Origin of the sequence: Myxococcus sp. SDU36 (assembly GCF_030168875.1) — a bacterium.
GTDB lineage: Bacteria > Myxococcota > Myxococcia > Myxococcales > Myxococcaceae > Myxococcus > Myxococcus vastator.
On sequence record NZ_CP077414.1, the window covers coordinates 4,553,699 to 4,580,176 of the forward strand.

Annotated in this window: 21 protein-coding genes; 8 read left to right on the forward strand and 13 right to left on the reverse strand. The window is 71.0% G+C overall.

Annotation, left to right across the window (positions count from 1 at the left end):
* Positions 1 to 2: 2 nt before the first annotated feature.
* The 7 genes from KGD87_RS17960 to KGD87_RS17990 all read right to left on the reverse strand — a co-directional run bounded on the left by KGD87_RS17960 (position 3) and on the right by KGD87_RS17990 (position 7,630).
* On the reverse strand, positions 3 to 1,784 hold the full coding sequence (locus KGD87_RS17960; protein WP_284661394.1) for a PEGA domain-containing protein: 1,782 nt from the start codon (positions 1,782 to 1,784) through the stop codon (positions 3 to 5).
* Positions 1,785 to 1,853: 69 nt separating this feature from the next.
* Positions 1,854 to 3,221, reverse strand: a complete 1,368-nt coding sequence (locus tag KGD87_RS17965) for a S41 family peptidase (RefSeq protein ID WP_284661395.1) — start codon at positions 3,219 to 3,221, stop codon at positions 1,854 to 1,856.
* A 57-nt stretch (positions 3,222 to 3,278) separates the two neighbouring features.
* Positions 3,279 to 4,139 (reverse strand): alpha/beta fold hydrolase, encoded by an 861-nt coding sequence (locus KGD87_RS17970; RefSeq protein WP_284661397.1) that lies wholly within the window; start codon positions 4,137 to 4,139, stop codon positions 3,279 to 3,281.
* A gap of 69 nt (positions 4,140 to 4,208) precedes the next feature.
* On the reverse strand, positions 4,209 to 5,402 hold the full coding sequence (locus tag KGD87_RS17975) for a murein hydrolase activator EnvC family protein (RefSeq protein WP_284661398.1): 1,194 nt from the start codon (positions 5,400 to 5,402) through the stop codon (positions 4,209 to 4,211).
* Positions 5,336 to 6,238 (reverse strand): cell division protein FtsX, encoded by a 903-nt coding sequence (locus tag KGD87_RS17980; protein ID WP_163784109.1) that lies wholly within the window; start codon positions 6,236 to 6,238, stop codon positions 5,336 to 5,338. The genes KGD87_RS17975 and KGD87_RS17980 overlap by 67 nt, the downstream gene beginning before the upstream one ends.
* Complete coding sequence (ftsE, locus tag KGD87_RS17985) at positions 6,235 to 6,927, reverse strand: cell division ATP-binding protein FtsE (protein WP_284661403.1); 693 nt, start codon at positions 6,925 to 6,927, stop codon at positions 6,235 to 6,237. Before ftsE ends, KGD87_RS17980 begins: the two co-directional genes overlap by 4 nt.
* 136 nt (positions 6,928 to 7,063) lie before the next feature.
* Positions 7,064 to 7,630, reverse strand: a complete 567-nt coding sequence (locus KGD87_RS17990) for a RomY N-terminal domain-containing regulatory protein (protein WP_163784105.1) — start codon at positions 7,628 to 7,630, stop codon at positions 7,064 to 7,066.
* Between the two features lie 214 nt (positions 7,631 to 7,844).
* On the opposite strand from KGD87_RS17990, the gene carF reads away from it, so the two are divergent.
* The gene (gene carF, locus KGD87_RS17995; RefSeq protein WP_284661405.1) at positions 7,845 to 8,690 is read left to right on the forward strand and encodes a plasmanylethanolamine desaturase; all 846 of its coding nucleotides are present in this window, start codon (positions 7,845 to 7,847) and stop codon (positions 8,688 to 8,690) included.
* 7 nt (positions 8,691 to 8,697) lie between these two features.
* On the opposite strand, the gene murI is transcribed toward carF, so the two are convergent.
* Both murI and KGD87_RS18005 read right to left on the reverse strand, forming a co-directional pair.
* Positions 8,698 to 9,513, reverse strand: coding sequence for a glutamate racemase (murI, locus tag KGD87_RS18000; protein ID WP_284661406.1), 816 nt, complete (start codon positions 9,511 to 9,513; stop codon positions 8,698 to 8,700).
* A 104-nt stretch (positions 9,514 to 9,617) separates the two neighbouring features.
* Positions 9,618 to 10,568, reverse strand: a complete 951-nt coding sequence (locus KGD87_RS18005; protein ID WP_284661407.1) for a hypothetical protein — start codon at positions 10,566 to 10,568, stop codon at positions 9,618 to 9,620.
* Positions 10,569 to 10,813: 245 nt separating this feature from the next.
* On the opposite strand from KGD87_RS18005, the gene KGD87_RS18010 reads away from it, so the two are divergent.
* The 7 genes from KGD87_RS18010 to KGD87_RS18040 all read left to right on the forward strand — a co-directional run bounded on the left by KGD87_RS18010 (position 10,814) and on the right by KGD87_RS18040 (position 17,582).
* On the forward strand, positions 10,814 to 11,524 hold the full coding sequence (locus tag KGD87_RS18010; protein WP_011555704.1) for a MotA/TolQ/ExbB proton channel family protein: 711 nt from the start codon (positions 10,814 to 10,816) through the stop codon (positions 11,522 to 11,524).
* 12 nt (positions 11,525 to 11,536) lie between these two features.
* Positions 11,537 to 12,004, forward strand: coding sequence for a protein TolR (gene tolR / locus KGD87_RS18015; RefSeq protein WP_163784097.1), 468 nt, complete (start codon positions 11,537 to 11,539; stop codon positions 12,002 to 12,004).
* 3 nt (positions 12,005 to 12,007) lie between these two features.
* Positions 12,008 to 12,796, forward strand: a complete 789-nt coding sequence (locus KGD87_RS18020; RefSeq protein WP_284661417.1) for an energy transducer TonB — start codon at positions 12,008 to 12,010, stop codon at positions 12,794 to 12,796.
* A complete protein-coding gene (gene tolB, locus KGD87_RS18025; protein WP_284661419.1) occupies positions 12,793 to 14,085 on the forward strand; it encodes a Tol-Pal system beta propeller repeat protein TolB in 1,293 nt (430 codons plus the stop codon). The genes KGD87_RS18020 and tolB overlap by 4 nt, the downstream gene beginning before the upstream one ends.
* Positions 14,086 to 14,182: 97 nt before the next feature.
* Entirely contained in the window at positions 14,183 to 15,367 is a 1,185-nt protein-coding gene (locus KGD87_RS18030; RefSeq protein WP_284661420.1) for an aminotransferase class V-fold PLP-dependent enzyme, read from the forward strand.
* Between the two features lie 14 nt (positions 15,368 to 15,381).
* Positions 15,382 to 16,317 (forward strand): Ppx/GppA phosphatase family protein, encoded by a 936-nt coding sequence (locus KGD87_RS18035; RefSeq protein WP_284661421.1) that lies wholly within the window; start codon positions 15,382 to 15,384, stop codon positions 16,315 to 16,317.
* A complete protein-coding gene (locus KGD87_RS18040) occupies positions 16,314 to 17,582 on the forward strand; it encodes a spinster family MFS transporter (RefSeq protein WP_284661422.1) in 1,269 nt (422 codons plus the stop codon). The genes KGD87_RS18035 and KGD87_RS18040 overlap by 4 nt, the downstream gene beginning before the upstream one ends.
* On the opposite strand, the gene KGD87_RS18045 is transcribed toward KGD87_RS18040, so the two are convergent.
* From KGD87_RS18045 to KGD87_RS18060, 4 genes are read right to left on the reverse strand one after another with little or no spacing between them, the layout of a single operon-like run.
* Positions 17,573 to 18,892 (reverse strand): lysophospholipid acyltransferase family protein, encoded by a 1,320-nt coding sequence (locus tag KGD87_RS18045; protein ID WP_284661423.1) that lies wholly within the window; start codon positions 18,890 to 18,892, stop codon positions 17,573 to 17,575. The genes KGD87_RS18040 and KGD87_RS18045 overlap by 10 nt on opposite strands.
* A 22-nt stretch (positions 18,893 to 18,914) precedes the next feature.
* Positions 18,915 to 19,430 carry a hypothetical protein gene (locus tag KGD87_RS18050; protein ID WP_284661424.1) on the reverse strand — a complete coding sequence of 172 codons (516 nt, stop codon included), beginning with the start codon at positions 19,428 to 19,430 and terminating at the stop codon, positions 18,915 to 18,917.
* A gap of 17 nt (positions 19,431 to 19,447) precedes the next feature.
* Positions 19,448 to 22,531 carry a POTRA domain-containing protein gene (locus KGD87_RS18055; protein ID WP_284668653.1) on the reverse strand — a complete coding sequence of 1,028 codons (3,084 nt, stop codon included), beginning with the start codon at positions 22,529 to 22,531 and terminating at the stop codon, positions 19,448 to 19,450.
* Between the two features lie 14 nt (positions 22,532 to 22,545).
* Positions 22,546 to 26,478 (reverse strand): translocation/assembly module TamB domain-containing protein, encoded by a 3,933-nt coding sequence (locus KGD87_RS18060; protein WP_284661425.1) that lies wholly within the window; start codon positions 26,476 to 26,478, stop codon positions 22,546 to 22,548.

Genomic DNA, 26,478 nt, shown 5'->3' on the forward strand with positions numbered 1-26,478 from the left:
GGCTAGTAGTTCCGGAGATCGTCTTCGTCGAGTGCGGGCCGCTTCTTCTTCTCTTCCTGTCGCCGCCGCTCCTCCTGCCGCCGCCGCTCTTCCTCCTCGCGCTGCGCCGCGGCCTCCTCCTGCTTGCGCCGCTCCTCCAGCTCCTGGCGCTGGCGCTCCACCTCTTCACGGCGCTTGCGCAGCTCCTCCTCACGCTTCTGCGCCTCGGCGTCCTGCGCGCGCGTGTTGGACTGCGTCTGCGTGGAGGCGGGCACCGCCTGCGCGGGAGGCGGAGGCATGGGCAACGCCTCCTTCGCCGCGGCGGGCTCCGACGCCGGCGTGGCACGGGGCGCCTGGGAAGGCGACTTCGAGCCGCCGCCGCTGCCGCTGCCGCCCTTGGCGAAGGCCAGGTAGCCGCCCGCGCCCGCCGACGCGAGGCCCAGGAGGACGCCGAGGTCGGCCACCAGCGCGTATGACTTGCCCGTGCTCTTGATGTCCTGGGCACGGCTGCTGTTCTGCGCCGCGCGCTTGAAGTCATCCGACTTCGCGGAGGCCTCCATGCCGAAGTAGACGCCGCCAGCCAGCAGCGCCACGCCGGTGGCCATCAGCACGTAGCCCACGGTGCGGCGCGTGGTGCTGATGCCCCCCGCGAAGTGCGTCACCGGCTTGCCGCCCTGGCGCGGCGCATCCGCCGACACCAACTGCGCCAACAGCGCCTGCGAACCGTCCACCAGCCCCTCCCCGCGCGGCACCGTCCCCAGCGCGTAGGCTTGGTTGTGGCCATCCGCCACGTCCAGGCGCAGGCCCGTCACCTCCAACGGCGCCGTCCCAGCGCCGCCGCGCACCAGCAGCGCCAGCACCTGGGACACGCCCGCGAGCGTCCCCAATTCCCGCAGGGCCGCGTCGCGCTCCGGGCTCTCCGGCTTGCGCGCCGCCTGCTCGGTGAACGTCTGCAGGCCCTTCTGCGCCGCCACGGGGGCCAGCGTCAGGGTGACCTCGCCCTCGCGCTCCCGGCGCTGCGTCAGCGCGTAGCCCGGCGCCACCACCGTCACGTAGTGGTCGGCGGCCGTGAGGTCGGCGACCTCCACCGGCGAGATGCCCCGGAACTGGCCGTCCACGAACACCTGGGCCGGCACCTGCTCAGTGCTCACGCGCAGGCTCGCCTTGGCGCCGGTGAGCACCGCCTTGCGCTCCTTCTCCACGAAGGTCATCTCCTCCGGCGGGAAGAAGTTGGGCGAGAAGCGCGCCTCCGGGTTCAGCGCCAGCGCGGTGCGAATCTCCAGCTGCGCGGCGGTGTTCTCACCGTTGGCCACCTGCGACGCGGCCTTCAGCACCCGCGCGCGGCTCAGCTCGGTGAAGCGCTGGGAGAGGTCGGCTCCCTCGTAGCCGCGCACCGCCTTGTCGAAGTGCTCGAGCGCCTTCTCGGTGTCGAGCTCGTCGTAGGCGCGCTGGCCCGCCTTCATCGCCGCGGCGGCCTCCGCCTCACGGGCCTGGCGCTCGCGCTGCCCGTCCGCGTCCAGCGCGTCCGCCAGGCGCACCAGCTTCAGCCGCCCCGAGCGCGTCACCGCCACTTCCGCCTCGCGCGCCAGCCGGGCCGCGTCGCCACGGGCCGCCGCGTCCAGCGCGATGGCCACCACGGTGACCGTCGCCGCGTCGGCCGGCGCCTCCGCCGTCGCCGCGCTCAAGGCCCGGGGCACCAGCCGCGAGGACACCGGCGCCTGCGCCGCCGCGGGTCCCACGGCCAGCAGTCCCACCAGCCATCCACTCAACGCGGCGTGAACCGCTCGCACATTCGAAGGTCGCATCTCTCGTTCACCTTTGGCTCGTTGCGCATCAAACGGACTGCGCGGCGAAATGCAAGTGGGAAGGAGTCCTCAACGACCCGCTGCCCGGGCCGGAGCGCGCGCGGGAGCGGATGCCATGCCGTGGAGATAGTCCAGGGCGACCCTCAAGGGATAATCCTCCAGCTTCGCGGTGACGTCCCAGGGCTTGAGGTTCTCCGGCAGGCCTCGCGGCGCTGGCGCCGCGGGCTCGGCCGCGGCCGACGGCTCGGCGCGGAAGTGACGTTGCAGGTCCTTCTCCCGGACCACGTCGCGCGGCACCTTGCCTCCCGGCGTGTCGGGGACGAGGAAGTCCGGGGTGATGCCGCGCTCCTGGATGCTGCGGCCCTTGGGCGTGTAGTAGCGGGCAATCGTCAGCTTCAGCCCGGAGCCGTCCTCCAGTTCAATGACCGTCTGGACGCTGCCCTTGCCGAAGGTGGGTGTGCCCAGGATGCTCGCGCGGCCATGGTCCTGGAGCGCGCCCGCCACGATTTCGGACGCGGAGGCGCTGCCCGCGTTGACCAGCACCACGACGGGGTAGTCCGTCTCCGTGTCGCGGTCCTTGCTGCGCTCCACGGTGGCGCTCCGGCCATCCCGCCCCCGCGTGGAGACGATGGGCAGGTTGCCCGGCAGGAACCTGTCACTCACCGCCACCGCCTGGTCCAGCAGCCCGCCCGGGTTGTTGCGCAGGTCCAGCACCAGCCCGCGCAGCTCCTTGCCGCCGTTGAGCGCGCGCAGCCGCTCCAGCTCCTTGCGGAGGTCCAGGTCGGTGCGGTCCTGGAAGTTCTTCACCTTCACATGGGCGAGGCCGCCATGCAGCGCGCCCTCCACGGACACGATGCGGATGTGGTCCCGGATGATGGCGATTTCGCGCGGCGCGCTGAAGCCCTCGCGCATGATGGTCAGCAGCACGCGCCCGCCGGCGGGGCCGCGCATCTTCCGCAGCGCGCGCGCCACGTCCATGCCCTCGGTCCGCTCACCGTCGATGCCGACCAGCTCATCGCCGGCCTTGATGCCCGCGCGCGCCGCCGGGGTGTCGTCGATGGGCGCCACCACGACGATTCGCTCGCCCTTGCGCGCGATTTCGATGCCCAGGCCGCCCCACTCGCCCGAGGTGTCGATTTTCATCTCCCGGAACACGTCGGGCGGCAGGAACACCGTGTGCGGGTCCAACGTCTCCAGCATGCCCTGGATGGCGCCGTACATGAGCCGCTGGCGGTCCGGCGACTCCACGTAGTTGTTCTCCACGTAGGAGAGCACCCGCGCGAACACCTCCAGTTGCCGGTACGTGGCGGCGTCGCGCTCGGCCTGCTCCGCGCGGCCCGCATCCTTCCTGGGCGGCTCCGCGGCCTGCGCCCACGGAGCGCTCAGGAGGAGGAAGGCGGTCAGCGCCGCGCGCCATGGCTGGGAGGAACCCGTCACGTCGGTACGTCCTTTCCCGGGGCGGCCCCGGAAGGCTCGTACCAGTCTACCCGGCCCTCACAGCTCCGCCGAGTCGGCGAAGCGCACCAGGTGCGACACCAGCTCGTCCGGGCGCTCCAACTGCGGCACGTGCCCGAAGCCATCCACCACGCGCACCTGCGCATGGGCGGGCAGGTGGGCGCGGTACCAGTTCAGCGTCTCCGACGGCAGCAGCCGCTCACTGCCGCCCCACAGGAACAGCAGCGGCATGGCCAGGTTGCGCACCTGCTCCGGCTCCAGGCAGGCGCGCGTGGCCAGCGCCTCCGCGGTCAGCGCCCGCACCGTGGGTGTGTCGTAGAAGTGCCGCAGCTCGTAGGCGAACAGCAGCGCGGGCAGGGGCGGCCGGTGGAACAGGCGCCGCGTGAAGGCACGCGCCTCCGCGGGGGACTTCACGACGAACGAGTTGAGCAGCGCGGTGTTCTCCGCCTCCGGAAGCTGCGCGCCCGCGGGGGCCACCAGCGCCAGCGCGCGGACCCATTGGGGGTAGTCCGCCGCCAGGTTCACCGCCATGGCGCCCCCCAGTGAGTTGCCCACCACGAAGGCCGGCGCCTTCACCACCTCTTCCACATAGGTGCGCAGCACCTCGAACTGGTTGCGCACACACACCTCTCCGCCGCAGTACTCCACGGAGAAGCCGTGTCCCGGCAGGTCCGGGGCGTACACGCGGGAGAAGCGCTTCGCCATCCCGAAGAGCGTGCGTCCAAAGCCGTTGGCCGAGCCGCCCAAGCCGTGCACCAGCACCACCGGCGGCCCCTTGCCCTGGCCCTCCAACGCGTAGTGGTGCACCGTCTGACTGCCGACCTTCACCGACGTGGACTCGACACCCCGCGCCACCAGCATGTGCCGCAGCGCCTTTTGCATTCCGCCCATCAGGTCCATGCGCTCGCCTGCTCCTCGCAGAAGGATTTCACGACGATAACAACGTCCCCGAGATTTTGCCGCAACGCGTTAGGGACTGGGTGCCAGCCACGGGGCGGGGTCGACCGCCTGCCCGCTCTTGCGCACCTCGAAGTACAGGTAGGCGCCCTTGAGGGAGCCGGTGTCGCCCACCTCGCCCACCACGTCCCCGGGGAGCACCCTGCCGCCCAGCTCGGGGGTGATGGAGGCCAGGTGGGCCATGAGGGTGTGGTAGCCGTCGCCGTGGTCCAGGATGAGCAGGTTGCCGTAGCCGCGCAGGGCGCCGGCATAGGCGACGGTGCCCTCGGCCACGGCCCGCACCGGCGAGCCTGGGGCGGCGCGGATGTCCAGGCCCTTCTGGACGGTGACGGTGTTGAAGCGCGGGTTGACGACCTTGCCGAAGCCCACCTCCACGAGGCCTGACACGGGCCGGGGGAGCTTGCCGCGCAGCGCGCCGAAGCCGCTCGTAGCGGGCAGCTCCTTCAGGTCCAGCACCATGCGCGTCAGCTCCGCGTCGGCCTGCTCCAGCTCGCGCACCGCGCGCCGGGCCAGCTCCGCCTCGCCCGCGAGCGTGCCCACCACCTCCTCCAACCCTTCCTGCTGCAGGTGGGCCAGCCGCTCCTGCTCCTGGAGGAAGGCCATCCGCGCGGCGAGCGACGCCTGGAGCCGCTCCAGCTCGCGCGTCGCCTGACGCTGCAAGCGCGCCACGCGCTGCACGGTGCGCAGCAGCTCCAGGTCGCCGGACATGCTGGCCTCCAGCGCCCGGGCCCGCCACACCAGCGCGGCGAAGTCCTCGGCCGACAGCAGCACCTCCAGCGGGCGGCGGCGCATGAGGCGGTACAGCGTGCGCAGGCGCGGAGACAGCCGGCGCAGCTGCAGCGTCAGCGCCTCGGCCAGCACGGCCTGCTCGCGCTCGGCCAGCAGCACGCGACGGCGGAACACCGCCAGGTCGCCTTCCAGCGAGCGCACGCGCCGGCGGGAGAAGGCGGCCATCTCCTGCATCAGCTCCACGCCCTCCAGCACGGAGAGCTTCTTCGCCTCCACCAGGGCCAGCGTCGCGCGCTGCGCGCTCAGCCGCTCACGCACCGCGGCCTGTTCGGCCTCCTCGGCCGCCGTCGCCGGAGCCGCCGCCACGGCCGTCGAGGCCCACAGCCCGAGTGCCAGCAGGAGGCGCCAGCTCATACGCGGAGGAAGCGCCCCACGGCGACGAAGCTGCCGCCCAGTCCCAGGCCGCAGCCAGCGCACAGCAGCTCCAGCACCAGCCGCGGCTCCACCCACGGCGCCGCGACACCGGGCCCCAACAGGAAGGCGAAGAGCGCGCCCAGGGTCGGCCCCAGCACCCGGCCGAAGGCCCACAGCCCGAAGAGCGCCACCGCCGCGCCCAGCACGCCCTGGAGCAGGCCCTCCAGCAGGAAAGGCGCCTTGACGAAGCGGTCCGTGGCGCCCACCAGCTTCTGGATTTCAATCTCGCCGCGCCGCGAATAGATGGCCAGCTGCAGCGTCGCCGCCACGATGACCACGGTGGCGCCCAGCACCACCGCGAAGGCCACCAGCGAGCCGAAGCGCAGCGCCCGGGCAATGGCGGACAGCCGCTGCACCGCCGCCTCGCCATAGTCCACGCCCGCCACGCCGGGCGCCGCTCGCAGCGTCTTCGCCAGCGCCAGGAGCGCGTCCGGGTTGCGCCGCTCCGGCGGCACGCGCAGCTCCAGCGACACCGGCAGCGGGTTCTCCGGCAGCTCCGCCAGCGCCTCGCCCAAATCCCCCAGCTCCGAGCGCAGCCGCGACAGCGCGGCGTCCGGCGACACCAGCGTCACCTCACCGCCGCTGAGCGCCAGCACGAGGGAGCGCACCCCGTGGACCTCGTCCGCGTCCAGCTCGGGCGCCAGGTACACCGTCACCTCCACCTCGCCGCCGAGCGACGCCAGGAGGTTGTCCAGCACCCGCGCCGCGCCCCGGGCCATGCCCGCGGAGAACAGGGCGATGGCGATGGTCGTCACCGCGATGAAGTGCACGAAGGGCGAGTGCTTCAGCCCCACCGCCGCCGAGCGGCAGAAGTACGTCACCTTCGACAGCGCGCTCATACCACCATCCGGCGCGCCGCCTTGACGCCGTCCTCGTCGGACACAATCTGCCCGCGCTCCAGGCGCACGGTGCGCTTCTGGTAGCGCGACAGCAGCGTCGCGTCGTGCGTGGCCACCATCACCGTGGTGCCGCGCACGTTGACTTGCGTGAGCAGGTCCATGATTTCGACGGTGAGCGCCGGGTCCAGGTTGCCGGTGGGCTCGTCCGCCAGGAGGATGGTGGGGTCATTGACGAGCGCTCGCGCGATGACGACGCGCTGCTGCTCTCCACCCGACAGGCGCAGGGGATACGAGCTCGCCTTGTGCTCCAGCCCCACCAGCTTGAGCATGCGCCGCACCTTCTCGCGCGCCTCCGCGCGGGGCACGCCCAGCACGTCCAGCGTGAAGGACACGTTGTCCTCCACCGTCCGGTGCGGCAGCAGCTTGAAGTCCTGGAACACCACCCCGATGTTGCGCCGCAGGTACGGCACCGCGGACTCACGGATGCGGGCGATGTTGCGGCCGCCCACGAGAATCTGCCCCTTGGTGGCCTTCTCAGCGCAGAAGACGAGCTTCAGCAGCGTCGTCTTCCCCGCGCCTGAAGGGCCCGTGAGGAACACGAACTCGCCCTTCTCCACGTTGAGGTTGATGTCCGACAACACCGGTGGGTCGCCGGGGTACGCCTTGTATACGTGGAAGAACTGAATCATGGCGGCGGGCGGAAGACCGCCAACCTAGCACGCCCGGGCGGCCTCCCCCACGCACGCACCGCGAGAGGCGCTCCCGCCCGCTCGCCTGGGGCCGCGCGAAGCCCTGGCCCCAGGTCCGGAAGACCGCGCGGGTGGGCTACTGCTCGCCCTCGCCCGCCAGGTAGCTGAGGATGACCTCGTCGAGGCTCTTCTCCGAGATGAGGTCCTCGCCGAAGAGCGTCTCCACGCCAATCTCGTTGATCTTCGGCTTCTCCTTGAGGGCGCGCGCCGCGGCGACCTCCGGAGGCACCACGATGGGCGCGGGAACCGCCACGGGAGGCGGAGGTGGAGGCGGCCGCTGCGCCATGGACTGGCCGGGCTGCATCTTCACCTGCGCCGGGTCCGTGTCCGCCGCGAGCTGACCGGGCTGGTAGCTGCGGGCGATGGACTCGTAGCTGTCGTACACCCCGTTGATGAGGTTGCGCAGCATCTCCTTGTGCTGCTCCTCCATCAACTCACGCACCACCTCCGCGAGGTTCTCCGCGTTGAGGATGTCCGCGTAGGACGTCTTCTTCGACGCGAGGATGTTCCCGCCCACGAACAGGTGGGTGATGATGTGGGGGTTGTTGACGCCCGAGTCCTCGGTCTGGACGTGGTAGACCTTCCCCTTGTGCTTGATGTTGTGATTGAAGCCGGTGACGGCTTTTTCGAAGGTTTTCGTCATCGCCGAGGTCGCGGACCGTACCAGCCGCATCCGCACGACACAAGGTAAGCGTGACCTGCTCGCGTCCTTCGTGCACGCCCGACTCCCTGGCCCACCAACCGTGCAGGCCATGGCGATTGCCCGGCAGTTCCGTTGAAAAGCTGAAAGCGGCTGGGATACGTACAGGCTGACGGACGGGGTTCCCCATGCCCCCATCAACGGCCAGGACGCCCGGATGAAGACCCAAGCGATTGAAAAGAAGGTGCGTCAGCAAGACGCCCAGGTGCTGGCGCAGGGATACTCGCCCGCCATCCGCGCGATGGAGATCGCGGCCATCGTCTCCTTCATCTCCCTGGAGGTGGCGCTGGTGTACCGGCTGTGGGGCAACCCCTATGCGGGCACGTGGCTGCTGCTCAGCGCGGTGCTGCTGGGCTACCTCGCCGCGGACTTCGTCTCCGGCTTCGTCCACTGGATGGGCGACACGTGGGGCTCCACGGAGATGCCGCTCTTGGGCAAGGCGCTCATCCGTCCCTTCCGCGAGCACCACGTGGACGAGAAGGCCATCACCCGCCACGACTTCGTGGAGACCAACGGCAACAACTGCCTCATCTCCCTGCCGGTGGCCATCATGGCCCTGTGCATGCCCATGAGCGGACCGGGCTGGGTGTTCTGCGCGTCCTTCCTCGGCGCGATGATTTTCTGGGTGATGGCGACCAATCAGTTCCACAAGTGGTCGCACCTGGACTCGCCGCCCGCGCTCGTGGGCTTCCTCCAGCGCGTGCACCTCATCCTGCCCCCCGACCACCACCGCATCCACCACACCAAGCCGTACAACAAGTACTACTGCATCACCGTGGGCTGGATGAACAAGCCGCTGACGATGGTCCACTTCTTCCCCGCCGCCGAGCGCCTCATCACCTGGGCCACGGGCCTGCTGCCGCGCCAGGACGACATCGGCGCCGAGGCGGCGCGCGCCCTGGTGGTCGCCGAGGATGGCAACGAGGCCCCGGTGGTCCAGGCGGCCAAGGAGCTGCTCACCCAGGCCACCGCGCAGGAGAAGCCCGCCTCCACGCGGCCGTAGTCCCCTGTCAGAAGGACAGGTCCACCTGCTCCGCGGCGGTGATGGGCCGGCCCAGGAAACGGGCCCCCACCTCCATGAAGCGCTCCGGCACGTCGGTGACGTAGTACGCGTGCTCGGGCGTGCCTCGCGACGCCGGCGCCAGTCCGCCGCGCTCCGACAGCAGCGCGGCCACGGCGTCCGCGGTGGCCTCCGCCGAGTCCACCAGCGCCACCCGAGGCCCCACCACCTCCGCGATGACGCCCTTGAGCAGCGGGTAGTGCGTGCAGCCCAGCACCAGGGTGTCCACGCCGTCGCGGGTGAACTCGGCCAGGTAGTCGCGCGCCACCAGCAGGGGCACGTCGCCCGTGGTCCACCCCTCCTCCGCCAGCGGCACGAAGAGCGGACAGGCGCGGGCCTTCGCCCGCACCCGCGGGTCCGCGGACTCGAGCGCGCGCTGGTAGGCGCCCGAGCGGATGGTGCCGGGTGTGCCGATGATACCCACCCCGCCGCCCTGCGTGCGCGCCAGCGCCGCCCGCGCGCCGGGGAGGATGACGCCCACCACCGGCACCGGCAGCGCCGCCTCCAGCGCTGGCAGCGCCACCGCCGAGGCGGTGTTGCACGCCACCACCAGCAGCTTGATGCCGCGCTCCAGGAGGAACTCCGCGTTCTTCAGCGAGTAGCGCGTCACCACCTCGCCGGACTTGGTGCCGTAGGGCACCCGCGCGGTGTCCCCCAGGTACACCGTGCTCTCGTGGGGGAGCCGGGACATGAGGGCCTTGAGGACGGTGAGCCCTCCGACGCCCGAATCGAAGACACCAATGGGACTGTGGCTGCCTTGCCGCATGGAGCGTGTCCCTATCACGTTTGATGCCAGCGCCTGCTGAACGCACGAAGGGCCGGGATGCATCATCCCGGCCCTCCGCTCACTGCCCCGCCATCCTGCCGCGCTCAGTCCTCGATGAGGTACACCGGCAGCGAGGAGTTCGGGCCTGGAAATTCGTGGGCGACCACGTCGATGACGGGCGAGTTCTCCGGCGAGAAGTACTCGCGACCGTCGAGCGCGCTGGCGTACATCTCCACCACGTACCGGCCGGGCCGCAGGAACTGGTACACCACCACCGAGTTTTCGTTCGGGCCGTCGACACAGTCGTGCCAGTCGCCAACGTCGCCGTACACCAGCTCGCCCGTGTAGAGGTCGCGGAAGTTGATGCCCACTCGCCGCAGGCCCGCCTCGTAACAGGTCTGGCGGTGCCCGTACCGCGAGCGCAGCTCCCACCGCACGGAGGCCCCGCCAATGGCCCACAGCGAGGCCGTGTGGGAGGTCGGCTGGCCCGCCTGGGTGAGGATGTCGCCCCCGAAGTAGTACCAGGGCAGTCCGTTCCTATCGATGGCGACGAGCTCCAGGCCGTGGTAGCCCGGGTCCAGGTACGGCGTGCGGATCTGGTTGGCGGCGTGCCCCTCCCAGCACTCGAAGCGCGCCCAGTCACCGCCATCCACGCTCGCCTCGACGTGGGTAATCCCCGCCTGGTTGCAGTTGGGGCTGGGGCTGTAGCTGTTCGCCGGGAAGAGCCAGCTCAGGTAGGCGAAGGACGGCGGCAGGCCCACCGGGGTCAGGTCCACGTTCACCGTCACGTTGCCGTCCACGATGAAGGTTCCCTGCGTCTCATACAGCAGCTCGTTGGCGTAGCCGACGCCCTCCAGGCGGAACGAGTAGGTCCCCGGCGCGAAGCGGTGGAGGACGATGCCGTCGAAGCCGTTCGCCTGGCAGTCATAGCGGCCGTCGTTGGCCAGCAGCTCGCCGGGGATGATGACGTTGACGCCCCGGACCGCGCGGTCATCGTCGCAGCGCAGCCCGCCGAAGCTCCAGCGGAACGTCACATCCCCCTCGTAGCGGGGCACATCGCAGCACGGCTCATCATGGACGACACAGCCTGGGAGGATCGCAAACAAGCAGAGGAATGCGACCAGCAACCGGGAGTTCATGGGGCACCTGTCGGTGGGGTGGTGAGGTGTTCGGCCCGTTTCAGCTTCGTCCGACGGGCGGTGGCGGGAATTATTCACCGCCATGGGCAATCCAGCTCAAGCAACCAACCGTTTCCCCATTGTTTGACCCTGTCTTATCGGAGTGTTACGCGCTGCTCCCCATGACGCCCCACCTGCCCCTGGCGCTTGGCGCCATGAACTACGTGGAGATCATCCGCGACGCCTCCCTCATCGAGCTGGCGGTCCTCCTGCTCCTCATGGGGGTCTCCGTGGCCTCCTGGGCCCTCATCGCCATGAAGGCGTCCCAGCTCGCCAAGGCTCGCGCACAATCTCTCACCTTCCTCGACACCTTCTGGAAGGCCTCGCGCCTGGAGGCCATCTACCAGACGGCCCAGAAGCTGGACGGCTCGCCGCTGTCGAAGGTCTTCTGCGCTGGCTATGAGGAGCTGACCAAGCTGGCGCAAGCCAAGGAGGGCGGCACCGAAGGCGCCCTGGCCGAGCGGCTGGGCGGCATCGAAAACGTGGAGCGCGCGCTCCACCGGGCCTCCACGGCGCAAATCACCGAGCTGGAGAACCGGGTGTCCTTCCTGGGCACCGTGGGCGCGGCTTCGCCCTTCGTGGGCCTGTTCGGCACCGTCATCGGCATCCTGAGCGCGTTCAACCAGATTGCCGAGCAGGGCAACGCGACGCTGGCCACGGTGGCCGCGCCGGTGGGCAACGCGCTCTTCGCCACCGCCGCGGGCCTGTTCGCGGCGATTCCGGCGGTGGTCGCCTACAACTCGTTCGTCAGCCGCATCAAGGTGTTCGACACGGAGATGTCGAACTTCTCCGCGGACTTCCTCAACATCATCAAGCGTCACTTCTTCCGGTAGCCGGGGGCCACCATGGGAATGGGCGGAGGCAACCGCGGCGGTGGTCGCACCACGATGAGTGAAATCAACGTCACGCCCATGGTGGACGTGATGTTGGTGCTGCTCATCATCTTCATGGTGACGGCGCCCCTCATCCAGCAGGGCGTGAAGGTGAACCTGCCGGAGACCAAGGCCGCGCCGGTGGAGGCCACGGAGAAGAAGCTGGTCCTCTCCATCGACGCGGGGCGCAAGGTCTACATCGGTGACGCGGAGGTGGCGCTGGAGGAGTTGGAGCAGAAGCTCGCCGCCAACGCCAAGGCGCAGGCCGACAAGGAAGTCTATCTCCACGCGGACCGGGACGTGCCTTACGGGGTGGTGGTGGAGGTCATGGCCGCGGCGCAGCGCGCGGGCATCGGCAACGTGGGCATGATTACGGACCCGTCGACCGGGGGTCGGACGTCCAAGACTGGCAAAGGCAAGTCGAAGGAAGCGAAGCGCTAGCCCATGACGCCCTCCGCGGTCAGCCACAGCCTGCTCGTCACGCGCTCCACGCGGCTGTCGCGCTTCGTGGTGGTGTCCGTCGTGGGCCACATCCTGGTGCTGGTGGCGGCGGTCGCGTACGCGCGCTACACCGCCACGCCCAAGGTGGACCTGGACACCAAGCCCATCCGCGCCACGCTGGTGCGCCTGGGCAAGCCGCGCGACTCCAAGCTGCTGCCGCGCAAGGAGCAGTTGCCGCCGCCGCCCAAGAAGGTGGACGCGCCCAAGCCCGCTCCGGAGGCCCCGCCCCCGGAGCCCTCCCCCGCCAAGGTGGCGGTGCCCATCCCCGGTGTGCAGCCGGAGCCCTCCACGTCCAAGCCCACGCCGCAGAAGGGCGAGACGACGGGCGAGGACCGGCGCAAGCGGCTCTTCGGCGCCTTCGACAAGACGGCCAAGGCGGCCGAGCCCGAGGAGGCGGAGGGCGCCGAGGACGGCGACCCGGACGGCGACTCGGCCACCGCGGAAGGCGAGCGCTACTTCGGCCTGCTCCAGTCGCAGGTCCGCCGCCACTACAGCGTGGCGGACACCATCCCTGAATCCGAGCGGCTGCACCTCAAGGCCACGGTGGCGGTGCGCCTGGGCCGCACGGGTGAAGTGCTGGACGTGAATCTCACCAAGGCCAGTGGGAACGACCTCTTCGACTCGGCTGTCGTCACGGCCGTGCGCAAGGCCGCGCCCTTTTCTCCTCCGCCGGACCATCTCCGGGACGCCCTGCAGAAGAGCGGCGTCAACCTGGTGTTCAACGCCCTATGAAAGCCCTGCTCCTCTCCCTGCTGCTCCTCCCCGTCGCCGCGCTCGCGCAGGCGCCCACCATCGAAATCTCCGGCGCCAACTTCCGCCCGCTGCCGGTGGCGGTGCCCGTCCCCCTGACGCAGAACGACGGCGCGAAGGCGCTGGTGGCCCCCTTCGACGCGGCCTTCAGCTTCGACCTGGCCGCCTCCGGCATCCTCCAGGTGCTGGACCGCAAGGGCTTCACGGCGGACGCGAAGGAAGGCATGGCCGCGGCCAGCATCAACTTCAGCCGCTGGGCGGACGTGGGCGCGGAAGCGCTCGTGAAGGTGTCGCTGGCGCAGGACGGCGGCGTGCTGCGCGGAGAGCTGCGCCTGTTCAACGTGGGCACCGGCCGCGAGGACCTGAAGGTGTCCAAGGACGCGCCCGGCGACAGCGCCTCGCTGCTGGCGCACCGCCTTGCGGACGCGCTGTACCGGCACTTCACCAAGGAGCCCAGCCCCTTCCTTTCGCGCATCACCTACGTGCGCAAGGCGGGCGCCAACCGCGACGTGTACGTGGCGGACTGGGACGGCGGCAACGCCCGGGCGCTCACCAAGGGCGGCATCAACATCCTGCCCGCGCTGAGCCAGGACGGCTCGCGGGTCGCCTTCACCACGTACCGCAAGAATCGCCCGGACATCTACGTGCAGTCCCCCGGCGGTGAGGCGAAGGCCGTCGTCTCCGGCGGGCAGATGGCCACCGGCGCGGCCTTCTCTCCGGACGGCAAGCGCATCGCGTACTCACTGGCCGAGGGCGAGAGCGCCCAGGTGTACGTGGCCAACGCGGACGGCAGCGGCGCGCGCGCCCTCACCGACACGCCCTACGGCCTCAACACCAGCCCCACCTGGTCGCCGGACGGCAAGCGCATCGCCTTCGTGTCCAACCGGGGCGGCAGCCCGCAGGTCTACGTCATGAACGCGGACGGCACCGGCGTGCGCCGGCTCACCTTCCAGGGCAACTACAACCAGACGCCGGACTGGTCGCCGCGCGGGGACCTCATCGTCTTCACCGCTCGGGACGAGCGCAACGCCTTCGACCTCTTCACCATCAACGTCGAGACGGGCAAGGTGACGCGCCTCACGCAGGACCAGGGCAGCAACGAGGAGCCCGCCTTCTCTCCCAACGGGCGGCTCATCGTCTTCACGTCCACGCGCAACGGCGGCTCGCAGCTCCACGTCATGACGGCGGACGGCAACAACCAGCTGCCGCTGCGCGCCGAGAAGGGCGTCTACCAGACGCCGGACTGGTCGCCGCTGCCACAGGCGCAGTAGCCGTCCCTTGTGCCCGTGGGATGCCAGCAAGCGCCCCGCGCCCGGCACCAGGACGTCACGTTGACAGCCGGGGCGCGCTCGGGTCGAGTCCTCCCGCATGAGCGCGCCCTTTCGCAGCCACTGGAGCCTGGACCCCGAGGTCGTCTTCCTGAACCACGGCTCGTTCGGCGCCTGCCCGACGGCCGTCCTCCAGCGGCAGTCCGAGCTGCGCGCGCGCCTGGAGGCCGAGCCGGTGCGCTTCCTCCACCGCGAAATCGAGCCGCTGCTGGATGACGCCCGCGCCGCGCTCGCCACGTTCCTCGACGCGGACGCGGACGACCTGGGCTTCGTCCCCAACGCGACGGCGGGGGTGAACACCGTCCTGCGCTCGCTGCGCTTCGCCCCCGGCGACGAGCTGCTCACCACCGACCACGAGTACAACGCCAGCCGCAACGCGCTGGACTTCGTGGCCTCGCAGTGGGGCGCCAAGGTGGTGGTGGCGAAGCTGCCCTGGCCGGTGCCGTCCGCACAGTCGGTCGTGGACGCGGTGCTGCCCCACGTCACCCCGCGCACGCGCCTGTTCCTGGTGGACCACGTCTCCAGCCAGACGGCCCTCGTGCTGCCGCTGGCACAGCTCGTCACCGCCCTGCGCGAGCGCGGCGTGGAGACGCTGGTGGACGGCGCGCACGGGCCGGGCATGCTGCCGCTGTCACTGCGCGCGCTGGGCGCCGGCTACTACACGGGCAACTGCCACAAGTGGCTGTGCGCACCCAAGGGCGCCGCGTTCCTGCACGTCCGGCGCGACCTCCAGCCCGCAATCAAGCCCCTGTCCGTGAGCCACGGGCACAACTCCCGGCGGACGGACCGCTCCCGCTTCCGGCTGGACTTCGACTGGACGGGGACACACGACCCGTCGCCCATGCTCTGCGTGCCCGACGCGATTCGCTTCGTGGGCGGACTGCTCCCCGGCGGCTGGCCGGAGGTCATGGCGTCGAACCGGGCCAAGGTGCTGGCGGCGCGGCGCCTGCTGTGCGCGCGGCTGGGCACCCAGCCCACCTGCCCCGAGGACATGGTCGGCAGCATGGCCACGGTGACGCTGCCAGACGGCTTCCCCGAGGTCTCCCCGCCTCCGCTCTACGTGGACCCGCTCCATCTGCGCCTGTTCGACGAATACCGCATCGAGGCGCAAATCACCCCCTGGCCCCGGCCGCCGCACCGGCATGTGCGCCTGTCCGCGCAGCTCTACAACACCCCCGCTGACTACCAGGCCCTGGGTGACGCTTTGGAAGCGCTGCTGCGTTGAGTAGGCTGCCGCGCATGTCGCGCTTCGCCACCATCGACGTTGGAAGCAACTCCGTCCTCCTGCTCGTCGCGGAGCGCACCCCGGAGGGCCGCTTCGAGGCCGTGCGGGAGCGCGCGGAAATCACGCGCCTGGGCCGGGGCGTGGATGCGACGCGCAAGCTGTCCGCCGAAGGCCTGGAGGCGACGCTCCAGGTGCTGGAGTCCTTCGCTCGCGAGGCGCGAGAATTGGGCGCGGAGGGCATCGCCGTGTCCGCCACCAGCGCCGCGCGCGACGCGGAGAACGGCGCGGAGTTCCTCGCGGCGGCGAAGGCGCGGGCGGACGTGACGGTGGAAATCATCTCCGGCGCCATGGAGGCGGAGCTGTCCTTCGCCGCGGTGCACGCGGACTTCGCGGCGGACGCTGCGGGCCCCCTGCTGGTGCTCGACATCGGCGGCGGCTCCACGGAGTTCATCTACGGCAACCGCGGCGGCCACGTGGACTTCCGCCACAGCTTCGACGTGGGCGCGGTGCGCATGACGGAGCGCTTCGTCCGCTCGGACCCGATGACCTCCGAGGACCGCGCGCGCGTCGAAGCCCACCTGCGCGACACCTTCCGCGCCCTCCCCGTCCCGCCGCCCGGCGCGGCCCTGGTGGGCGTGGCGGGCACGGTGACGACGCTGTACGCCGTGCAGCACGCCATCCACCCCTACGTCGCGGCGCAGGTCCACGGCGGCACGCTGTCCGTGGGAGAGCTGTCCGCCCTGACGGACCGGCTGTGCGCCATGCCGCTGGAAGCGCGGCGCGCCCTGCCCGGCATGCAGCCCAAGCGCGCGGACGTCATCCCCGCGGGCGCCCTCATCCTGCTGGAGTCAGTGAAGGCGCTGGGACTGGAGGCCTGCCGAGTCAGTGACAGGGGCCTGCGCTGGGGCCTGCTCGCGCACCGCTTTGGAGCCGGAGCCACCTCTTCATGAACGCCCAACCCGTGGCCGCACCGGCCGCGTCCGCCGTGCCCGCCAGCAACGCGGGTTATGCGCTGTTCATCCTCACCCTCATCAACCTGGTCAACTACCTCGACCGCTACATCGTCGCGGTGGCGCTGCCGGGCATCCAGCAGGAATTCGGCATCAACGACACCCAGTCCGGCCTGCTGGGCACCATGTTCATCGTGGTGTTCATGCTGGCCTCGCCGCTGGGCGGGTTCCTCGGGGACCGCTACCCGCGGCGGCTGCTGGTGGCGGGGGGGGTGATTCTCTGGAGCCTGGCCACCGGGGCCAGCGGGCTGGCCACCTCGTTCGGCGCGCTGCTCCTGGCCCGCGCGGTGATTGGCATCGGCGAGGCCGGCTACGGCGCGGTGGCGCCCAGCATCATCTCCGACTTGTACCCGCGCACGCAGCGCACGCGGATGCTGGCGTTCTTCTACATCGCCATCCCCGTGGGCGCCGCCGCGGGCTACGGCCTGGGCGGGTGGCTGACGCAGGCGTACTCGTGGCACGTCGCCTTCTTCGCGGGGGGCGTGCCCGGGCTGATTCTGGGTGCCATGGCCTTCTTCATGCCGGAGCCCCAGCGCGGCGCCATGGACGGGCCGGACGCGCAGACGAAGATGCCCTTCATGGTGGGCCTGAAGGGGCTGGCGCGGAACTCGGCCTTCTGGGCGGTGACAGCCGGCTACACGCTGATGACGTTCTCCATTGGTGGCCTGGGCTTCTGGATGCCCACGTACCTGGTGCGCGAGCGCGGCATGGCGCAGGACAGCTCGGGCTTCATCTTCGGCGCGATTACGGCGGTGGCGGGCCTGCTGGGGACGGTGGCCGGCGGCTGGCTCGGCGACAAGCTGGACCGCAAGCGCGAGGGCGGCGGACTGTGGATGTCCGGCATTGGCCTGATGCTGGCGGCCCCGTGCATGTACCTGGCGGTGAACCTGGAGGCCGTGGGCCCCACCTTCGCGGCGATTGCCCTGGCGCAGTTCCTCATCTTCCTCAACAGCGGCCCCATCAACGCGGCCATCGTCAACTGCGTGCCGCCCGCGTTCCGCGCCTTCGCCATGGGCCTGAATGTGCTGTGCATCCACCTGCTGGGTGACGCGATTTCGCCCGCGCTCATCGGCAACATCGCGGACGCCTCCAGCCTGCACACCGCCATCGCGGTGAATGCCCTGCCCGTCCTCCTCGGCGGCTTCGCGCTGCTGCTGGGCGCCCGGCTGTTCCGTGAAGCGGTGCCCCTCGCGCGTCAGGGCTGAGCGGCGGCGTCCAGCCTCGGCCGGTATTCGTCGGCCAGGCGCTCCATCTCCAAGGCCAGCCGCTCGCCCTCCGCGAGCAGCAGGCCCTTGAGGCGCGCGCGGTTGCCCAGCGTGAAGAACACGCGGATGTCACGCTGGAGCGACTCCCAGCGCTCGGCGAAGTAGAGGGTGAACAGCGCCAGCGGCGGCACGGCGAGGAAGACGGCCACGGCCAGCAGCGCGCTCCCCCACACCACCGCCGCGGCCGTCAGCGCGCCCCACCACGCCAGCGCCACCACGAAGGCGGTGAGGAACTTCACCGTGGCCTGCACGTCCAGCTCGGCGTTGCGGCTGGCGAGCCGGGGCAATTGGTAGGGCAGCCAGAACAGGCCCAGCCCCAGGGCGAACAGCGGCAGGCCCAGCACCAGCGCCAGCACGTTCTTCACCACGAAGGGCCCCACGTTGCCCGGGCGGTACTCGAGCGCCAGGTCCTCCGGCCCCGCCGCCTGCACCAGCGCCATGCGGTGTCGGAAGGCGGCGAGCTGCGCGCGCAGGGACTCGAAGCGCTCCGGCTCCTGGGCGCGGAACAACTGCACGCCGCGCGCCCATAGGCGCAGGCGCTCCGCGTCGAGCGCCCCACCCTGCTTGAAGGCGAAGAGCTGCTCGGCCAGCTGCGCCAGCGGGAGGTCCGCCCACTGCTCCAGGTTGAGCGTCACCGCGCGCAGCCCGCTGGCGATGCGCTCGGTGAGCGCGCGGACGGCGTCGGGCTCCGCCGCGGCGTCCGCGGGCAGGAAGGCCTGCACGTCGATGGCGGGCCCCACGTCGATGAGCACCTCGCTGTGGAAGACGTGCTTCTCCGCGTAGGTGAGCCCCACGGGGACGATGCGCACCGGGGCCCCGGCCTTGGCCGCGCTCAGGGCGATGCGCGCCGCGCCCGTCTTTAGCTCGGCGAGCCCGGGCTCGGAGTGGCTCTTTCCCTCCGGGAAGATGGTGATGGCGCGCCCCTGCACCAGCGCGCCCTTCGCGGCGTCCAGCGTGCCCTCGTTGCCGCCCATCTTCGCCGGGTCATCCTGCTTCCGGTACACCGGCAGCGCGTCCAGCCCCTTCAGCAGCCAGCCGATGACGGGCATCCGGAACAGCGGCGCCTTCGCCAGGAACGTCACCTTGCGCCGCGTGAGGATGAACACCAGCGCCGGGTCGATGAGCCCGTTGGGATGATTGCCCACGAAGAGCACCGGGCCGTCCGGCTCCAGCGCCGGGGCATTCACCCTCACCCGGTAGAAGAGTCGGAGACACAGCGCCACCACCGCACGCACGCACGCGTAGAACACGGAGGGGACTGTACTCCACGTCTCAGGGATACCGGTCCACCACCTGGATGACGCCGGTGTTGTCCTGCACCACGGAGAAGCCCTTCATCGGGCTCGGGTAGGCAATCAGGCCCTCGCCGTCCCTGTCCCAGCGCGAATCCAGGAGGATGCCGCAGAAGGGCACCGACATCGCCCCGGACTCCGGCAGGAAGATGCGGTCATACCGGCCGAAGACGCGGTGCTTCGTCACGTACAGTCGGCCGCCGATGCGGGCGCCGGGGAGCTGCTGCTCTCCCTGCTCGCGCGGCAGCGCAATCACGAAGCTGTAGTTGTAGCGCGCCGGCCCCGGGTGGTCCTGGATGGCATCCACGATGACGGGGACCTTGTCCCCGGGCTTCAGGCCCAGGCGCTCCATCTGCAGCAAGGCGCCCCGGGGGCACGTCCCCTCCGGCGGCATCCACTTGGGCCGCGCCGGCCCCTGAGAGGACTCCGACGTGGTCCGGCAGCTCGCCAGGAGCAGGAGCCCAAGCCCTACCACCGTCCACCGCGGCCAGCGCATGCGCACCCTCGCCTCCCTCAGAACGTCCCGATGCTGAAGTGGAACTGCGTGGTGGCCTCGTTCACCGACTCGTCGGGGTCCAAATTGAAGCCCACGTCGAAGGCCAGCGGGCCCACGGGCGTCACGTAGCGCAGGCCCGCGCCCGCGGTGTAGCGCAGCCGGCCCGGGTCGAACTGCGTCCGGTCCAGCCACAGGTTGCCCGCCTCGAAGAAGAGCCCCAGGTCCACGGAGGCCAGGGCCGGCAGGCGCAGCTCGGCCTTGCCCAGGGTGAAGAGCTCGCCGCCCTGGCTCGCGGGGACCTGTCCGGCGAGCACGGCCTTCAGCTCGGCGGAGCACCCCGACGGCGAAATCAGCGCGCGGCAGTCGCGCAGCCGCTGCTGCAACGCGCCGCGGACGTCCTCCGGCAGCACGCCGTCCTCACGGAAGCCGCGCAGACTGGACGAGCCGCCCAGGTAGAACAGCTTCGAGCCAATGGCCTGCGCCTGCTCCTCCAGCGGGATGATGGTGCCCGCGCGCGCGGACAGCGCCACGCTCGCCCGGCGTCCCAGGGGGATGTAGCCACTGAGGCTGCCCGACAGCTTCACGCCGTCGATGGGATAGGGCTCCACGCGGTTGCCCGCCACGTCCGTGGGCCGCACGCTCAAGCCGCGGGTGAACTCCGCGCTGGAGACGAACACCACGCCCCGGCGCGGGTTGGCCGGGTCGTCCCGGAAGTCGAGCGTGGCGGAGGGCCGCAGCGAGTGCAGCGCGAAGTCACCGAACGGGTAGCGCAGCCGCTCCCGGTCGGCGCGGTTGAGCAGCTCCAGCACGCCCGCGCGCGAGCGCAGCCGGTTGTTCTCCACTTCGTAGGACAGCGACAGGTTGAGCCACGTCGCCGCGGCCCAGTCCATGGCGGCCGCCGCCGCGAACCGCGAGGACACGTAGGAAGGCCGGTGCACACGCTCGCCAATGAGGTCCAGACGGGCCCCCACCTGCAGCGGCAGCAGGAAGAACAGCCGGGGCTGCGCCAGCGCGAGGTTGCCCCGGCCCCCAAAGCCATTGAGCCCCTGGAGCTCCACGTCACAGCCCGGAGCAGGGCCACCGCCGGACACCGTCTGCTGACAGGCGATGCGCCGGTCCCGAGACAGCGCCTCCGCGCCCCAGCCCGCGTAGTTGATCTTCCCGCGCGCCAGCAAGCTGAGCCCCAGCCCGTCCAGGTTGCGGTAGGCCGTGTCGAGCGTGATGCGGGGACCATCCACCAGGAAGTAGCCGCCGGACACCTGGCCATCCAGCCGGGGCCGTTCCTGGACCGTCACCAGCACGTCCTTGGTGTCCTCGCGCCGGGTCGGGTCCGCCAGCGCGATGTCCACTTGCCGGAACACGCCCAGACGCGCGAGCCGGCGCTGGCCCTCCGTCAGCTCATCCAGCGCGACGGGCTTGCCCTCCTCCACCGCGAGGTTGGCCAGCACCAGGTCCGGGTCCGTGCGCGTCAGGCCCTGCACCAGAATCCTCCCCACCTTCACCTGCGGGCCCGCGTCCGCGCGGAAGGTGACGGTCGCCCGCGTCCCGTCCTCGCCCACGCCCGTCTCCGTGGTGACGCGCGCGAAGAGGTAGCCCTGCCGCCCCAGCTCCTGCTCCAGCGCCTGACGCGAGGACTCCACCGTGTCGAAGCTCAGCGGCGCGCCCTCGCGCATGCGCCGGCCCATGCCCCAGGCCGTCAGGCCCGGCGGCACCCCCTCGAAGTCCACCTTCACCAGGCGCGCTTGGGGGCCCTCCTCCACGTCGAAGTCCGCGACCGCTGTGCGCCCCACCACGTCCACCGTCAGGCCCCGGAACGCCACCACCGCGGAGAGGAAGCCCTGCTCGCGGTAGGCCTCGTTCATGGCCTCCACGGCCTCCAGCCACGCGTCCTCCACGTAAACGGTGGACGCCGGCGGCGGCGGCGCGACGCCCGGGAGCTCCGGGCCGTGGCGTCCCTCGGTGTTCAGCGGGTCGTCGAGCAACCGCAGGTCCAGCTCCGGCCGCGTCATGCCCGCCCGCACCCGCTCCGCGAGCAGCGCGCGCAGCGTCTCCACCGGCAGCCCGTGGTTGCCGTGGAAGCGCACGTCGGCCACGCGCAGCGGGTGCCCCTCCTCCACATCGAACACCAGCGCCGCCACCTCTGCATCCGGGCGCAGCACCTCACGGGGACGCACGCGCACGTCGTGGAAGCCGCGGTAGCGGTAGAAAGCCTCCATGCGCCGCGCGAGCCGGCCAGCGACGACCTCGTCCATGGGCTCCGAGACGTCGTGCGCCAGCACGCGCTCCAGCACGCCCGGCGGGAAGTGGCGGTTGCCGTGGAAGCGCACCACGTAGCGAGGCCCCGCCATCAGGGGCACCGCCACCGACGCGAAGCTGCCCTCCACCAGCACCGCCGGCGCCCCCACCTGCGCGCGCCAGTAGCCCTCGCCGCGCAGCAGCGCGCGCAGCTCCTCCAGTGAGCTGGACAGGCGCGCCCGGTCGAACACCTGCCCCGGCCGCAGCGCCAGCACCTCCAGCAACCGGGACAGCGGGAGGCCGGGGCTCCCGGAGAAGGTCACCTGCCGCACCCGCGTGGGCAGACCTTCGTCCACGGCGAGCACCACCGCGATGCCATCCGTCACCGGCTCCTGCGTCACGGAGACTCTCGTCGAGTCGTACCCCTTGCGCTGATACGCCTGGAGTACGGACGACACCGCGCCCTGCAGCTCCTCCGCGTCCAGCGGCCCGCCCTCCAGCAGGCTGCTGGCCTCCAGCAGCTCCCCGTCCGACAGCACGGCGTTGCCTTCGAAGCGCAGCCGCGCCAGCCGCGCCACGGGCGTGAGCTGGAACATCAGCCGCACCCCGCCTCGCACCGGCTCCGTGCGCGCCACCACGTCCGTGAAGCGGCCCGTGGCCCACAGCCGCTCCACCGAGCGCCGCACCGCGCCCGGTGTCAGCGTCTGCCCCTTGCGCACCGCCACCAGGTCGCTCAGGCCCTGCGCGTCGGCGCCTCCGGGCAGGTGCAGCTCCACGGCCGTGACTTCGGCGCCGAAGCCCGTGCCGGCGTCCGCCTGCGCGCGCGCCGCGCCCGGCACGAGGACGCAGAGCACCAGCGCCACCAGCGCGACGGCGCGGGCTACTCGACCTCCCAGCTCAGCTTCAGCTCGAGCCCGAGGTTTCCAAACGAGGCTTCGTTGTTCTCGTTGTCCCACTGGGCCTGTGCGGAGAGTCGGTCATCGAAACGGTACTCGGCCCGCGCCCGCGTGCCGCGCCCGCTCACGGGTTGCGTCATACCGATTTTAAGCTGCTCGCTCAGGAACTTCGACTCCAGTTGCGCGGTGGGCTCCGCTTGCCGGGTGGCGTCGTTGTAGGTGGTCGAAATCTGCAGGGACAAATCCCTCAACACCGGATTGCTGGGCAGGAAGCGCTGGAGCTGCCGGTCCAGGCCCGACACGTTGAAGAGGGCCTCGGCCGCCAGGCCGGCGCTCGCCGAAGCCGCGGTATCCTGGTCTGACGAGGTAAAACCCAAGGTGAGCAGCGAGACGATGTCGCCCTCCACCAGCGCGGGCTCCGAGGAGAGCAGAATCTGGGGGTCCGCTGGCTTGCCGAAGGCGTGCAGCTTCACCACGAACTCACGCACCTGCGTCTGCGCCTGGACCTCGAAGACGGGGTCGATTTGCGTGGCGTCCTGGAACTCGAGCCGCCCCTGACTGATGGTGAAGGGGTTGTTTCGGAAGAAGGCCTGGCTGCCCTCGGCCAGCTCCACCCGGCCCAGCAGCCCCGGCCGCAAATCGGTCCCCGTCAGCCGCACGTCCCCCAGCAGGCGGGCCTTCGCCAGGTTGTTGTCCACGCGGACGTCGCCGAAGTGGACATTCACGTCCCAGATGACCCAGGGCTTCGGTGGCTCACCGGACGCGGAGGAGGACGCGCCCGCCGCCAGGTGGGTGGTGCGCTTCTGCATCGTCTTCAGCAGCGCATCCACGTCCAGCGCCTTCTGGTAGCGCAACTTCACGATGTCCATGCCACCGGTGACGGTGAAGCCCTGGGGTGGACCAATCACCTGGAGCAGGCCGGAGAAGGTCGCGGGCAGGTCCTCCGTGAGCCGGTAGGGCACCTCGTCCAACTGGATGGTGAGCCCCAGCCGCTGCGGCAGGAAGCGCTCCAGCCGCACGTCGCCGCGCGCGGACACGCGGCCTTCATTAATCTGGCCCTGCAGGTGCTCCACCAGCACGCGCTGGCCCGTCAGCTCCACGCGCCCCGCCATGTTGCGCACCTGGACGGGCCAGTCCCGCAGCGCCAGCCGCATGTCGAACAGCTCCGCGGAGCCCACCACGGAGGGCTTCTCCAGCGTCCCGGAGGCCTCGGCGTCCACGGTGACGCGCCCGGAGGAGCGCTCCACCATGGCGGGCGTCAGCGACTCCAGCAGGCGCAAATCCAACCCGCCCCGCAGCGTCACATTCAGTCCGCGCGGGCTCATCCATCCGCCCAGCGACAGGTCCACGTGCTGCCCCGTGAAGCGGAAGGGCTGCACGTCCGTCCGCCCGGCCGCGTACGCCAGGACAATGGGGCCCGCGTTCTCCCCGCGCAGGTCGTCGCGGGAGAGGACCAGCCGCTCCACGGTGGCGTTCACCTGCGAGCCCGCGGGCTCCAGGAGCTGGCCCTTGGCGCTCATCGTGCCCGACAGGGCCCCGCTGACGCCCGCCCACAGCGGCGCGTCCGGCAGCAGCGGGCGAATCTCCGGCAGCGAGAACGAACCCTGGGCTTCATAGGGCCAGTTCTCCTGCACCTTCATGCGGATGCGGCCGGTGGCGTCCCGGAAGGGGTGGCCCCACACCTCGAAGTTCTTCCCCACCATGCGCCCGGTGAGGTCCATGGCGCCCAGGTTCCGCTCGGCGAAGGTGACGCGCGGCGCGCGCAGCGTGACGTCCACCACCGGCACGTCGGCGGTGCCCGACACGACGCCGTCCATCACCAGGGTGCCCTGCATGCCCATGCGCTCGGCGAGCTCCGGGTCCACCGCCTCGGCCAGCGACAGGCTGTCTCCGCCGAAGCGGTAGTCCAGCCCCCCCTCAAACGTGAAGGTGCCCTCCGCCCAGGTGCGGCCCAGCGGCCCCATGAGCGTGGTGCGCTCCAGCACCATCGCCTTGCCATCCACGAAGCGCAGCCGGGCCGCGCCGTCGCCCATGCGGCGCCCCAGGTAGGTGGTGTCCTTGACGTCGAACGCCACCAGCCCCTCCAGCTTCTCCACGGGGCTGTCCACCTCCACGCGGCCGGTGGCCGTTCCACCCAGCGTGCCCTGCACTACCGCGAGCGACGGACTCAGGCCCGCCACCACGTCCACCAGGTCCTCGGTGCGGCCCTGCGGGACGTTCACCTCCAGGCGCAGGTTGAGCAGCCGCCCGAAGGACACGCCCGCCTTGCCGTAGTACTGCGTGCGCCCCTTCTGGCCGGAGAAGGCGGGGAACGTGAGCATGCTGTCCTGGTAGGCCAGCTTCCCCTGCATCACCCCCAGCGACAGGTTCCAGAACTCGAAGTCGCGGAAGGACAGGCCGGCCGCCACCTTCACGTCCGCCGCGGGGCCCGTCACCGCGTACGTGGCGTGGCCCCGTCCGGCCCAGGGCAGGCCCGCGATGTGGCCGAAGTCCGCCAGGTCCACGTCGCCCTGCCCGTGGATGTCCAGGCCCAGCCCGCCCGCCAGCAGGAGCACCACGTCCCCCGTCACGCGCGAGTGGCCCACCTCCGCGTTGACGTGGCTGAAGGCCACGCGGTCCGCCTGGAGCTTCACCTGCGCCTGCGCGCGGGCCTTGTCGAACTCCAGAATCGTGAGCCCGTCCTTCGGCTGCGTGTCGAACGCATGCGTGGCCAGCACGAACTTCCCGGTCCGCAGGTCCAACGGGCCCGACAGGGAGAGGCGCGGCAGCAGGTTGCCGGACAGCCGGGCGTCCAGCGTGGCCGGGAAGTCCACCCAGGAGCCCTTCACGCCCGCCCGGTCCAGGATGCGGCCCAACGACGCGTCCTCCGTCGTCAGCGACACCTCCAGCGGGAAGTTCGGCGTGAGGCCCAGCCGCCCCGTCGCGCGCACCTCGCCCGTGCCCACCGGCAGCGTGAGCTCTTCCAGCCGGACGTCGTCCCCCGAGTACGACAGGCGCGCGTGGAGGTTCGTCGGGCCGAAGTTCCCGTAACCCAGGCTGTTGCCCGACAGCTCCAGCGACACCGCGGGGGACGCCACCTTCCCAGCGATGGACACACGCGACCAGAGGTGCCCCGTCGCCGGGCTGGGAATCAGCCGCGCCTGGTACAGCGCGCGCAGCGGGAGGAACACCTGTGCGTCCAGGGCCAGCCGCGGCGCGCACAGCGAATCCACGCGGCCTGACACCGTGGTGGTGATGTCGTCCAGCGACACCTCGGCGCGCTCCAGCTCCAGCAGGGCCTCGTCCGGGTCCAACGCGCCCGCCACCACGAGCTGCCCCAGCGCCAGCTCGCGTCCACCCGGGCCCAGGCGCACCCGGCCGCGCCGGGCCTCCACGTCCAGCTCGATGACGCCCCACTGCTCGTCCCAGCGGACGTCCAGTTCGTCCACCTCCACGCGCCGGCCCTCGGGCAGCGCCAGGCGCAGCTCCGCGCCGGAGATGTCGAGCTTCGCAATGCGCAGGTGCTCGAGCGGCTCCAGGAAGCAGAAGTCGGACTTGGGCTCGGACGGCGCGGGGGGCCGCGACAAATCCAGCGCCACACGGGGCCGTGTCGCCTTCACCTGGGCCAGCGTCAGCCGTCCCCGAAACGGCTGGAGGAAGCCGAGCTGCACCTCCGCCCTGTCCACGGCCACCAGCGGTGAGTCCGTGCCGGGGAGGAACAGCGAGAAGCCGTGCACCACCACGCGGGAGCCCAGCGGATCCAACTCGCAGCGGCCGAGCCCCACATCCAGGCCCAGCACATCCGGCAGGTGCCGGCGGCCCAGCGTGCACGCCACCTCCCAGGACTCCGGCATGCGCAACAGGAGCACGCTCCCCGACAAGACGAGGAGCACCAACAGCAGCGCCCTGCGCGCACCGTGGCGGCTCTGAGAGGACAA

Bases quoted from the DNA above. Each gene is read 5' to 3' on its own strand.
- KGD87_RS17960 (WP_284661394.1), bottom strand. From the start codon at position 1,784: ATGCGACCTTCGAATGTGCGAGCGGTTCACGCCGCGTTGAGTGGATGG.
- KGD87_RS18020 (WP_284661417.1), top strand. From the start codon at position 12,008: ATGACGCCCTCCGCGGTCAGCCACAGCCTGCTCGTCACGCGCTCCACG.
- KGD87_RS17990 (WP_163784105.1), bottom strand. From the start codon at position 7,630: ATGACGAAAACCTTCGAAAAAGCCGTCACCGGCTTCAATCACAACATC.
- KGD87_RS17970 (WP_284661397.1), bottom strand. From the start codon at position 4,139: ATGGACCTGATGGGCGGAATGCAAAAGGCGCTGCGGCACATGCTGGTG.
- KGD87_RS17980 (WP_163784109.1), bottom strand. From the start codon at position 6,238: ATGAGCGCGCTGTCGAAGGTGACGTACTTCTGCCGCTCGGCGGCGGTG.
- KGD87_RS18010 (WP_011555704.1), top strand. From the start codon at position 10,814: ATGACGCCCCACCTGCCCCTGGCGCTTGGCGCCATGAACTACGTGGAG.
- KGD87_RS18050 (WP_284661424.1), bottom strand. From the start codon at position 19,430: ATGCGCTGGCCGCGGTGGACGGTGGTAGGGCTTGGGCTCCTGCTCCTG.
- KGD87_RS18030 (WP_284661420.1), top strand. From the start codon at position 14,183: ATGAGCGCGCCCTTTCGCAGCCACTGGAGCCTGGACCCCGAGGTCGTC.
- KGD87_RS18035 (WP_284661421.1), top strand. From the start codon at position 15,382: ATGTCGCGCTTCGCCACCATCGACGTTGGAAGCAACTCCGTCCTCCTG.
- ftsE (WP_284661403.1), bottom strand. From the start codon at position 6,927: ATGATTCAGTTCTTCCACGTATACAAGGCGTACCCCGGCGACCCACCG.
- carF (WP_284661405.1), top strand. From the start codon at position 7,845: ATGAAGACCCAAGCGATTGAAAAGAAGGTGCGTCAGCAAGACGCCCAG.
- murI (WP_284661406.1), bottom strand. From the start codon at position 9,513: ATGCGGCAAGGCAGCCACAGTCCCATTGGTGTCTTCGATTCGGGCGTC.
- tolR (WP_163784097.1), top strand. From the start codon at position 11,537: ATGGGAATGGGCGGAGGCAACCGCGGCGGTGGTCGCACCACGATGAGT.
- KGD87_RS18040 (WP_284661422.1), top strand. From the start codon at position 16,314: ATGAACGCCCAACCCGTGGCCGCACCGGCCGCGTCCGCCGTGCCCGCC.
- tolB (WP_284661419.1), top strand. From the start codon at position 12,793: ATGAAAGCCCTGCTCCTCTCCCTGCTGCTCCTCCCCGTCGCCGCGCTC.